The 10,449-nt window shown below is 61.3% G+C and carries 12 protein-coding genes; 8 read left to right on the forward strand and 4 right to left on the reverse strand.

From position 1 onward, the window contains the following. From AC1DRJ_RS13290 to AC1DRJ_RS13325, 8 genes are all read left to right on the forward strand, one after another. On the forward strand, positions 1-1,138 hold a 1,138-nt coding region (locus AC1DRJ_RS13290; RefSeq protein WP_477802559.1), incomplete at its 5' end, for a PepSY-associated TM helix domain-containing protein. Next, the gene (locus AC1DRJ_RS13295; protein ID WP_477802560.1) at positions 1,135-1,677 is read left to right on the forward strand and encodes a thiamine pyrophosphate-binding protein; all 543 of its coding nucleotides are present in this window, start codon (positions 1,135-1,137) and stop codon (positions 1,675-1,677) included. The genes AC1DRJ_RS13290 and AC1DRJ_RS13295, both read left to right, overlap by 4 nt. After that, positions 1,674-2,003, forward strand: coding sequence for a hypothetical protein (locus tag AC1DRJ_RS13300; protein WP_477802561.1), 330 nt, complete (start codon positions 1,674-1,676; stop codon positions 2,001-2,003). Before AC1DRJ_RS13295 ends, AC1DRJ_RS13300 begins: the two co-directional genes overlap by 4 nt. Next, entirely contained in the window at positions 2,000-2,572 is a 573-nt protein-coding gene (locus AC1DRJ_RS13305; RefSeq protein WP_477802562.1) for a DUF6162 family protein, read from the forward strand. The genes AC1DRJ_RS13300 and AC1DRJ_RS13305 overlap by 4 nt, the downstream gene beginning before the upstream one ends. Before the next feature lie 35 nt (positions 2,573-2,607). After that, positions 2,608-3,525, forward strand: a complete 918-nt coding sequence (locus AC1DRJ_RS13310; protein WP_477802563.1) for a metal ABC transporter substrate-binding protein — start codon at positions 2,608-2,610, stop codon at positions 3,523-3,525. Beyond that, complete coding sequence (locus AC1DRJ_RS13315) at positions 3,522-4,385, forward strand: metal ABC transporter ATP-binding protein (protein WP_477802564.1); 864 nt, start codon at positions 3,522-3,524, stop codon at positions 4,383-4,385. The genes AC1DRJ_RS13310 and AC1DRJ_RS13315 overlap by 4 nt, the downstream gene beginning before the upstream one ends. After that, on the forward strand, positions 4,385-5,284 hold the full coding sequence (locus tag AC1DRJ_RS13320) for a metal ABC transporter permease (RefSeq protein WP_007943275.1): 900 nt from the start codon (positions 4,385-4,387) through the stop codon (positions 5,282-5,284). Before AC1DRJ_RS13315 ends, AC1DRJ_RS13320 begins: the two co-directional genes overlap by 1 nt. Next, positions 5,285-6,187: a metal ABC transporter substrate-binding protein gene (locus AC1DRJ_RS13325; RefSeq protein ID WP_477802565.1), complete on the forward strand. Its 903-nt coding sequence runs from the start codon at positions 5,285-5,287 to the stop codon at positions 6,185-6,187. A 185-nt stretch (positions 6,188-6,372) separates the two neighbouring features. Here the strand turns inward: AC1DRJ_RS13325 and AC1DRJ_RS13330 are convergent, their stop codons facing one another. From AC1DRJ_RS13330 to AC1DRJ_RS13345, 4 genes are all read right to left on the reverse strand, one after another. Further along, the gene (locus AC1DRJ_RS13330; protein ID WP_007943277.1) at positions 6,373-6,600 is read right to left on the reverse strand and encodes an MbtH family protein; all 228 of its coding nucleotides are present in this window, start codon (positions 6,598-6,600) and stop codon (positions 6,373-6,375) included. 81 nt (positions 6,601-6,681) lie between these two features. After that, positions 6,682-8,094, reverse strand: coding sequence for a diaminobutyrate--2-oxoglutarate transaminase (locus tag AC1DRJ_RS13335; protein WP_477802566.1), 1,413 nt, complete (start codon positions 8,092-8,094; stop codon positions 6,682-6,684). 137 nt (positions 8,095-8,231) lie between these two features. Beyond that, a complete protein-coding gene (locus AC1DRJ_RS13340) occupies positions 8,232-9,557 on the reverse strand; it encodes an ATP-binding protein (RefSeq protein ID WP_477802567.1) in 1,326 nt (441 codons plus the stop codon). Continuing rightward, positions 9,554-10,234, reverse strand: a complete 681-nt coding sequence (locus AC1DRJ_RS13345) for a response regulator (RefSeq protein ID WP_477802568.1) — start codon at positions 10,232-10,234, stop codon at positions 9,554-9,556. Before AC1DRJ_RS13345 ends, AC1DRJ_RS13340 begins: the two co-directional genes overlap by 4 nt. Positions 10,235-10,449: the final 215 nt, after the last annotated feature.

Genomic DNA, 10,449 nt, shown 5'->3' on the forward strand with positions numbered 1-10,449 from the left:
TAGCTGGCTGGCATTGCCGATCTGGTTTTTCGTGCTGATCGTCTGTGTCACCGGCACGCTGGCGGTGATCAGTCAGGAAATCGTCTGGCTGGCCAACCCGCAAATGCGCGCCAGCCAGCCGTCGGACGATGCGCCGTTGCTCAGCTATGACCAAATCATCGCAGCGATCAAACAGGCCGAGCCCAATACGCTGGTCGAGTCCATTAGCCGCCCCGACGAATCCCACTTCGCCCTCGATGTCGGCGTCAGTTACCCGGATGGTCGTTCGGTGACGGTGTACGTCAACCCGTACAGCGGCGTGATCCAGGGCACTGCCCCAGCATTCGATTTCAAGGCCTTTACCCGCGCGCTGCACGGCTGGTGGCTAGTGCCGTTCACCAACGGCTACAGCTGGGGCTGGTACCTGGTGTCCTTCCTGAGCCTGCCGTTGCTGGCGTCACTGGTCACCGGGCTGGTGGTGTACAAGCGCTTCTGGAAAGGCTTCTTGCGTCCGACCTTACGTATTCGTCATGGCGCGCGAATTTTCTGGGGCGACTTTCATCGCCTGAGCGGCATCTGGTCGATCTGGTTCATTGCGGTGATTTCCATCAGCAGCACCTGGTTCCTGATTCAAGCGTTCATGTTCGATAACCAGGTCACGATTTCCACAGCCCCCGTGGCCTTGGTGGTTCCGCGTGAAAGTGTGCCGGTGACCACCGATGGCTCGCCGGCGCCGATGATCAGCCTCGAAACTGCCATTGCTCAGGCCAAAGAACGCATTCCTGGACTGGACGACAGCTTTGTCACCCTGCCCGCCAATGCCTATAGCTACCTCACCGTGGGCGGTCGCAGTTGGTATCCGCTGATGTTTCAAACTGCCGATATCAACCCGTATAACGGTGACATCGCCTCCACCCGCCTGCTATCGAACCGTTCCGGCCTGGAGCTGGTCACCGAGTCCATGCGCCCTTTGCACACCGGTGATTTCGGCGGGATCTGGATCAAGCTGATCTGGTTCTTCTTCGGTTTGATCCTGAGCATGATGGTGCTCAGCGGCTTGCTGATCTGGACCAAACGCACCGCCCTGGCCACGGCCAACGCCCTGAAGCGCAGCAACAAACAGACGCGGGTGCAAGCCGCCACGGAGGTCAGCCAATGAGCTCGCGCGCCAAGCAAAAACCGGACTCGACACTGCGACGCTTCTGGCTCAAATGGCGATTCCACATCAACGTGCTGCTGCTGTTGGTGCCGCTGGGCTTCATGCCCAAATACTTCGCTGACGCGGCGCTGTTTCGCGGCGATACCGGATTGGGTGAGCGCGAGATCGGGGAAGTCCCGGTCGGGCCGTGGAGCCTGCGTCTGGCCGAATTGCGCAATGAGGCACCCACGCTCGACGGGCCGGCCGGCCACATGAAGAGCTTCACCGCCGCCCTGTGCGAGCGCTGCCGCGATCAGGTCAAGGCGACTTACCTGCGCATCGGGAAACCGCGCAGCCTGCGTGCCGCCGGGGTGATTTTCTTCGGCACGCCGCACCGCATGGGCGCCATGTTGCCGATCCCGGAAAAGACCAAGGCTGACGCCGAACTGTGGATCACCATGGAGGGCTGGGACGGCGCGATGCACCAAGCCTCCCTGCCCCTGAGCCAGGCATCGCCTGCCACCCTCGCGTGGCTGAACCAACAAGGAGGCAAACCATGATCAACGTTTTTCGCCCGCTCCACACCGTGTTGCTGCTGCTTTGCGCGAGCTTCAGCGCCAGCGCCATGGCGCACAACCCGATGTGCGAATGCAAAGCCGTCGATGCCGAACAGATCAAATGCACCGGTGGCTTCTCCGACGGCAGCGGTGCGCCGGGCGTCACCCTGGACGTGATCGGTTACGACGAAACCATCCTGGTGCCGGGCAAGCTCGGTGCCGATTCCACACTGACGTTCAAGAAACCCGGCGCCGAGTTTTATGTGCTGTTCGACGCAGGTCCCGGCCACGTCGTCGAGATCGACCAAGCGGACATCGAAGCCCCATGAGTACGCCAACCACACACGTCGTTCGCCCCGCCGGTGCCGGCCATGAAACCCTTTATGTGCTGCTGTTGTGCCTGATGATTCTGGCAGTGGCCGGCTCGGTGGTCGCCTGGCGTCACGAGTCTCAGGTCGTGAGCAGCGTGAGTAGCTACCAACTGGATGCCCGCCGCGACTTGAGCGCGTCCGAACAGGGCATCTACGCCGACCTGCGGGTGACGCTGGACGAGATTCACCTACTGCGCCAGGAACAACCCTCCCTGCCAACACCCGTGACCCTCGCCGATGAAGGCTTTGCACCCTTTGCCCAGGACGCCAGTTCGGTCAACCGTGGTGACCATGCCTGGCAACTACTCGACGCCAAGGCCTACTTCGGTCAAAGCCAGGCACCCGCCGTGGCCGGTTCATTCTTGATGCGCCTGAGCGCTAGCGACGATGCACCGGACATCTGGCTCAACCGCGCCACCGACCTCAAAGCCCCGACTGACCTGGCTGATACCGCCCTCGAAAGCGCTGGCTGGAAACAGATCGTCGCGCAATTCGATGCCGGCGTGACCCGCCAGCACCGGCACTGACCCCTCGCCTTTACCCGAGAGAAGACCGCTTTCCCATGCCTATTTCATCTTTCTTGCGCCTGCTATCGGTCGGTTTGCTGGCCTGCCTGCTGACCCCTCTGGCCCATGCCGACGACGCCAAGCGCCTGCGCATCGGCATCACCCTGCACCCTTATTACAGCTACGTGGCCAACATCGTCGGCGACAAGGCCGAGGTCGTGCCGCTGATTCCGGCCGGTTTCAATCCGCACGCCTACGAACCCCGCGCCGAAGACATCAAGCGCATCAGCGGACTGGACGTAATCGTGCTCAATGGCGTTGGTCATGACGACTTCGCCGACCGCATGATCGCCGCCAGCGAAACGCCGAACATCCCGGTGATCGAAGCCAACGAAAACGTGCCGTTGCTGGCCGCCACCGGCGTTGCCGCGCGAGGTGCCGGCAAGGTGGTGAACCCGCATACGTTCCTGTCGATCAGCGCCTCGATTGCCCAGGTCAATAACATCGCCCGGGAACTGGGCAAGCTCGATCCGGCCAATGCCAAAACCTACACCCAGAACGCCCGCGCCTACGGCAAACGTCTGCGACAGATGCGCGCCGACGCACTGGCGAAGCTGACCCAAGCGCCCAACGCCGAGCTGCGGGTGGCTACCGTTCACGCGGCTTACGACTACCTGCTGCGCGAATTCGGCCTCGAAGTCACCGCCGTGGTCGAACCGGCCCATGGCATCGAACCGAGCCCGAGCCAGTTGAAAAAAACCATCGACCAATTGCGCGAACTGGACGTGAAAGTGATCTTCTCGGAGATGGATTTCCCCTCCACCTACGTCGACACCATCCAGCGTGAATCCGGGGTGAAGCTGTACCCGCTGTCGCACATTTCCTATGGCGAATACACCGCCGACAAGTACGAAAAAGAAATGACCGGCAACCTCAACACCGTCGTCCGGGCGATACAGGAGTCGGGTCAATGACGACTAAAGAAATAATCAATGCACAAAGCCCCGGTCCAACTGACTCCGAATCCTTTGTGGGAGCTAGCCTGCTCGCGAAGGCGTCCAGTCAGTCAGAATCATCGTTAAATAAGACACCGCATTCGCGAGCAGGCTCGCTCCCACAGGTTTCGGGGCCGACGCYGGATTTTGCGGAGGTCAGCCTGACCCTCGGCCGCACCATGATCCTCGACAAGGTGACCTTTCAGGTTCAGCCCGGCAGCGTGCATGCGCTGGTCGGCCCCAACGGTGGCGGCAAAAGTTCGCTGATCAAAACCTTGCTCGGGCAGATGCCCCATCAGGGTCGCCTGAGCCTGCAATGGCCGGGCGACCCCGGCACCATCGGCTACGTGCCGCAAGCGCTGGAGTTTGATCGCGGCTTGCCAATGACCGTCGACGACTTCATGGCCGCCATGTGTCAGCGACGTCCGGCGTTCCTTGGGTTGAGCAAACATTACGCCGGAGCTATTGGCGAGGCTCTGGAGCGGGTTGGCATGCAGGACAAACGCAAACGGCGCATGGGTGCGTTGTCCGGCGGTGAGCGTCAACGGGTGTTGCTCGCTCAGGGGCTGATCCCGGCGCCGCAGTTGCTGGTCCTCGACGAACCAATGTCGGCGCTGGATGAAGCCGGTATTCAAGTGTTCGAACGGCTGCTCGGCGACTGGCGCCGCAGCGGCATAACCGTGCTGTGGATCGAGCACGACCTGGAAGCCGTGGGGCGGCTGGCCGATCGGGTCACCGGGCTCAATCGCCGGGTGTTGTTTGACGCCACACCGAAACAGGCACTGACGCCGGAACGCCTGCTGACCCTGTTCTCCACCCATCCACGGAGCGCCGCGTGATGAGTTACGAAGCCTTTCGTTTGATGATTCAGGGCTGGGCCTCTTCGGGTTACCTGCCCGAGGCGCTGGCCTACGGATTTGTGGTCAATGCGCTGCTCGCTGGTCTATTGATCGGCCCGGTACTGGGCGGGTTGGGCACGTTGGTGGTGGTCAAGCGCTTCGCGTTTTTCTCCGAAGCGGTGGGTCACGCAGCACTGACCGGCGTGGCCATCGGCATTCTGCTCGGCGAACCTTACACCGGGCCTTACGGCAGCCTGTTTGGCTACTGTTTGCTGTTCGGCATTTTGCTCAATTACCTGCGCAACCGCACCGGCCTGGCACCGGATACGTTGATCGGGGTGTTCCTGTCGGTGTCCCTGGCGTTGGGCGCGAGCCTGCTGCTGATTCTGGCGGGGAAGATCAACGTGCACATCCTCGAAAACGTATTGTTCGGTTCGGTGTTGACCGTCAACGGCAACGACCTGGCGGTGTTGGCCATTGTCGGTTCGCTGGTCATGGCGCTGGCCTTGCCGCTGTACAACCGCATCATGCTGGCCAGTTTCAACCCGCAACTGGCGGCGGTGCGCGGGGTGGCGGTGAAGACCCTGGATTATCTGTTTGTGATTCTGGTGACGCTGATCACCGTGGCGGCGGTGAAGGTCATCGGCGCGATTCTGGTCGGCGCCTTGCTGGTGATTCCAGCGGCGGCCGCGCGGTTGCTCAGCCAGTCACTGAAAGGGTTTTTCTGGTGCTCGGTGCTGATCGCCACGGTCAGCACGCTGTGCGGGATCCTGGCGCCGATTGTCTTCGATCTGCCGATTCCGTCCGGCGCCGCGATCATTTTGGTGGCCGGTATCGCCTTCGCCCTGTCCGCCATCGCGCGCGGTGTCGTCCCCAGCCTGAAAGGGAACCTCGGATAAATGTCTTTTTCTCTGCGTCAACTGACCCTGGCCGTTGCCCTGTGTGGGCTGGTCAACACTTCCTTTGCGGCAGACAACGCCAAACCGCTGCACGTGCTGGCGTCCTTGCCGATCACTTACGGGTTGGGCGAACTGTTACTCAAGGGCACCGATGTCAACCTTGAGCGCGCCGCACCGGCGAATCTGCCCGGCAGTCGCCAGACCGCTTACTTCACTGGCCGTGGCGCCCCGGCGCTGGCCAAAATGGCGACCGATGCCGATGCGGTGATCGGCCTGCGTTCGCTGTGGGCGGATGATCCGCTGTACCCGATATCCCGCCGCAGCAACATTCGAATCGTCGAAGTCGACGCTGCCCGCCCGGTGGATGGCGCCCTGCCCGGCATCGCCGTGCAGCCGGACAACAAGGTCGAAGGTCTGAACAGTCAGCCGTGGTTGTCCAGTAACAACATGGGGCGCATGGCCGATGTGATGGCCGCTGATCTGGTGCGGCTGGTGCCTGAAGCCAAGCCCAGGATCGAGGCTAATCTGGCAGCGCTGAAACAGCGCTTGCTCAAATTCAGCGCCGACAGCGAAGCGCGACTGGCTAATGCTGACAACCTTAGTGTGATGAGCCTCAGCGATCACTTCGGCTATTTGATTGGCGGGCTCAATCTGGAGCTGATCGGAATCGATGCGCGACCGGATGCTGAATGGACACCTGAAGCACTCAAGCTACTGGGTGCGACGCTCAAGGACAACGATGTGGCGGTGGTTTTGCATCATCGGCAGCCTTCGGACGCGCTGAAAGCAGTGATTGTCGAGGCCGGCAGCCGATTGGTGGTGTTGAGTGTGGATGCGGCGGATCCGGTGGCGGAGCTGGAAGGGAATGTGGATTTGGTGATCGAGGGGTTGAACGGCGCTTAAGCCAGTTGGACCGCGTTATCGTTCTTCGCGAGCAAGCCCGCTCCCACATTTGATCTGCGGGGTGACACAAATTAAATGTGGGAGCGGGCTTGCTCGCGAAGGCGGCCTCAGAAACGACACACCTCCAGGACATCAAAAAGCCCGCTGACCTTCTCGGTTCAGCGGGCTCCTTTTTGCACGGTGACTCAGTGAGCCAAAGCCGCCTGTTCTTCCATTTTCCGACGCAAACTCAGCGGACGCATGTCCGTCCAGGTTTCTTCGATGTAAGCCAGGCATTCCTTTTTCAAACCGCTCTTGCCCACCGTGCGCCAGCCTGCCGGTACGGCTTTGTAATCAGGCCAGATCGAGTATTGCTCTTCGTGGTTGACCACGACCTGAAAGAGGATGTCCTCGCGGTCGAATACGGAAGTCATGGTATTTCTCCATCGCTGTAGGGTGGGTTACGCGGCGTGCGCAGCCGTTATGTAGAAAGAACGTTCACGGGCCAAAAAAATTTAGAGGTTGGCGGTGGCTGCGGCCATGGCCCGGCCGAAAATCACCGCCACCTGATCGATTTCAGCGGCCGTGATCACTAGCGGCGGCAGGAACCGCACCACACCGCCGTGACGCCCGCCCAACTCAAGAATCAACCCGCGTTTGAGGCATTCGCGCTGCACCAGTGGCGCCAGATGCGCAAATATCGGTGGATGGCCCTGAGCGTCCGGCGCGCCGGTCGGGTCGACCAGTTCAACGCCGAGCATCAAGCCGCGCCCCCGGATGTCGCCCAACTGCGGGAAATCCCGTTGCAGGATGCGCAGGTGTTCGCTCAGGCGTTCCCCCATCGCTGCCGCGTGTTCGCACACCTTGTGTTCGACCAGATAACGCATCACTGCGGAACCGGCCGCCATGGCCATCTGATTGCCACGGAAGGTCCCGGCATGCGCGCCCGGCAGCCAGGTGTCGAGCCAGTCGCGGTAAACCACCACCGCCAGCGGCAAGCTGCCGCCGATGGCCTTGGACATCACCACCACGTCCGGAATGATGCCGGCGTGCTCGAAGGCGAACATCTTGCCGGTGCGGGCGAAACCGCTCTGGATTTCATCGACGATCAGCGCCACGCCGGCTTTTTCGGTGATACGACGTACGCCACGCAGCCAGTCCAGATCAGCCGGGATCACCCCGCCTTCGCCCTGCACCACTTCAACAATCACCGCGGCCGGCAATTGCACGCCAGCCTCTGGGTCATTCAGCAGGTTTTCCAGGTAATTGAGGTTGACCTTCACTCCGTGCGCGCCACCGAGGCCGAACGGGCAACGGTAATCGTAGGGGTATGGCATGAACTGCACGCCACTGCTGAGCAACGCGCCCAACGGCTTTTTCGGCCCCAGGCTTCCCATCAGGCTCAAGGCGCCCTGGCTCATGCCGTGATATCCGCCCTGGAACGACAACACGGTGCTGCGTCCGGTGGCGGTGCGCACCAGTTTCAGCGCAGCTTCCACCGCATCGGTGCCGGTGGGGCCACAGAACTGGATCTTCGCCTCGGCAGCCAATGCCGGCGGCAGTAAACCGAACAGGTCCTGCACGAATTGATCCTTGACCGGCGTGGTCAGGTCGAGGGTGTGCAGCGGCAGTTCATCGCTCAGCACTTGCTGGATCGCTTCAATCACCACGGGGTGGTTGTGCCCTAGCGCCAGCGTGCCGGCGCCCGCCAGGCAATCGATGAAATGGCGGCCTTCGACGTCTTCGACATAAATGCCCTTGGCGCGTTTCAGTGCCAGGGGAATGCGCCGCGGGTAGCTGCGGGCATTGGATTCCTGCTGATTTTGACGGGCCAGCAGCGGCGATTCGTTGAATTGATAAAGCGTCTCGGCCGGCGCCGGGGCTATCCGGGCCGGCTGATCTTCGATAAGGCTGGTAGCGACTGACATCTCTCGACCCCTCAATAAGGTTTCCTGTTCTGGAAACGCATCAAGGGTTCAAGGATTTAGGCCTTCAACAACGGTTTGTGCATGGGAAAGGCAAAACCTCGCCACCGCATCGGCCCCCTGTGGGAGTTTTGTGGTTGTCAGAGCGGTTGTAGCGGCATGGTCAGCTCAACACGAAGCCCATCCGGCTGGCTGTCAAAACGCAACGTGCAGCCGCAGCGCTGGACAATCGCCTGAACAATCGCCAGCCCCAACCCGCAACCGGTGCTCTGGCCGTTGCGCCAGAAGCGTTGGGTCAGGTTTTGCAAGTCGTCTTCGGCAATCCCCGGCCCATGGTCGCGAACCAGAAAACGCGCACGATTGCCGGTGGTCTCCAGGCTCAATTCCACCGCCCCATCGCCAGGGGTGTGGCGCAGGGCGTTGTCGAGCAGGTTGCGCAACGCGGCAATCGACAACACGGAGGGCATTTGCACCGGCGCATTGGAGAATTTGCTCGGCATTTGCAACTTGATGCGCTGCCGATCTCCACTGGCGGCGTCCTGAATCGCCAGTTTCGCCACTTGCTCGGCGCTGCACTGTACGCCGTCATCGAACGACAGGCTGCCCTCTACCCGCGCCAATAACAGCAATTGTTCAAGGGTCCGATGCATACGGTCGGCGCCCTCTTCGGCCCGAGCCAGGGATTGATCCCGCGCCGCGCCGTCGGTCATGCGTGCCACTTGCAGGTGGGTCTTGATCGCGGTCAGCGGGCTGCGCAGTTCGTGCGCTGCATCGCCAGTCAGTCGTCGCTCGCGCTCGATGGTCTTGCCGATCCGCTGGAGCAGCTGGTTCTGGGTATCCAGCAACGGTTGCAGCTCGCTGGGCAACGGCTGGATCTGCAACGGTTCGAGGGAGTCGGCGCTGCGCCGCATCAGCGCATCGCGCATTCGGTTGAGCGGCGCCAAGCCTTGACCGATGCCCAGCCACAGCAGGCACAGGCAACCAAGCAACGCCACGCCGACGGGTACCGACGCCGCCAGCAGGATCGACATGTTCAGCGCCTCGCGCTCGATTTGCCGGTCGGCGGTGGTGATGCGCAGATCGCCCCGCGCCAGCGTAAAGCTGCGCCAGGGCGCGCCGTCGATCATCTGATCGTGGAAACCCATTTTCTCGGCTTCCAGTTTTTGCTCGGGGTCACTGTGACTGCGGGCGAGAATTTCCCCACGTAACGAACTGACCTGACAAGCCATGCCGCCAGGAATGTTCAATTGTTCCGCACTGAAATGCGTGCCCTCACCTTTGCTCGGCAATGCCGGCAATTGCTCCAGCAGCCCGGCTACCATCCGCGCTGAAGCCACCAGCCGCTGGTCGAGGGAAAACATCATTTGATTACGCAGGTCGCTGAGCATCCAGGCCGCCGCCAGGGCCCAGATAAGGGCAAAAGCGGCGCCGAGGGTCAGGCTCAGGCGCAAACGCAGGCTCATCACTTCGCTTGATCTCCGCCATCAGCCGGCCCCAGGCGATAGCCCAGGCCGCGCACGGTTTCGACGATGCCGTTGCCGAGTTTGCGCCGCAGGTGATGGATGTGGACGTTAAGAGCGTTACTTTCCAGTTCGTCGTTGAAACCGTAGACGCTGTCCTTGAGTTGCTCGGTGGAGAGTACGCGTCCCCGGTTATGCAATAAGGCTTGCAACAACGCCTGCTCGCGGCGCGACAAGTCCACCGGCTGTCCGCCGAGCAGGGTTTCACGGCTGCTGGGGTCGTAAGTCAGGGCACCGTGTTCGATCAGGTTGACGCTGCGCCCGGCTACCCGGCGCAGCAACGTGTGCAGACGCGCGGCAAGTTCACGCAGATCAAATGGCTTGAGCAGGTAATCGTCGGCGCCGGCTTGCAAGCCATCGACCCGATCCGTCACCGAATCCCGCGCGGTGAGAATCAACACGGGAATCTCCAGACCGTTGTGACGCAGCTGTTGCAACAGCTTCAGGCCGTCTTCGTCGGGAAGGCCAAGGTCGAGCACCATGACGTCGAACTCTGCGACCTTGAGCATCGCGCGCGCAGATKAGGCGGTGGCGACGTGCTCGACCGTCAGGCCTTGAGCGGAGAGGCCGGCCACAATGCCGCTGGCGATCAGCTCATCGTCTTCACAAACCAGTACGTGCATGGGCGCTCCRGGAGTAAAAACGCGAGTGAAACAGCTGAGGATTAAGGCGTAATTATGGCAACAGTGATGACTGACGAACAGCCCGACGTTCAGTCAGTCGCCCTTTTGTCCAAATTAAAGCTCATTGTCTGTTTCAAACAGAAATACACAACCACAACAAATCATTCCAAGTTCTAAACCTGCACAAGTAAGATAACCCTGCACCACACTATGAC

The sequence above is a fragment of the Pseudomonas sp. P5_B2 genome (assembly GCF_056400445.1).

Coding starts and splice junctions, on each gene's coding strand:
- AC1DRJ_RS13295 (WP_477802560.1), top strand. CDS start 1,135: ATGAGCTCGCGCGCCAAGCAAAAACCGGACTCGACACTGCGACGCTTC.
- AC1DRJ_RS13300 (WP_477802561.1), top strand. CDS start 1,674: ATGATCAACGTTTTTCGCCCGCTCCACACCGTGTTGCTGCTGCTTTGC.
- AC1DRJ_RS13305 (WP_477802562.1), top strand. CDS start 2,000: ATGAGTACGCCAACCACACACGTCGTTCGCCCCGCCGGTGCCGGCCAT.
- AC1DRJ_RS13310 (WP_477802563.1), top strand. CDS start 2,608: ATGCCTATTTCATCTTTCTTGCGCCTGCTATCGGTCGGTTTGCTGGCC.
- AC1DRJ_RS13320 (WP_007943275.1), top strand. CDS start 4,385: ATGAGTTACGAAGCCTTTCGTTTGATGATTCAGGGCTGGGCCTCTTCG.
- AC1DRJ_RS13325 (WP_477802565.1), top strand. CDS start 5,285: ATGTCTTTTTCTCTGCGTCAACTGACCCTGGCCGTTGCCCTGTGTGGG.
- AC1DRJ_RS13330 (WP_007943277.1), bottom strand. CDS start 6,600: ATGACTTCCGTATTCGACCGCGAGGACATCCTCTTTCAGGTCGTGGTC.
- AC1DRJ_RS13335 (WP_477802566.1), bottom strand. CDS start 8,094: ATGTCAGTCGCTACCAGCCTTATCGAAGATCAGCCGGCCCGGATAGCC.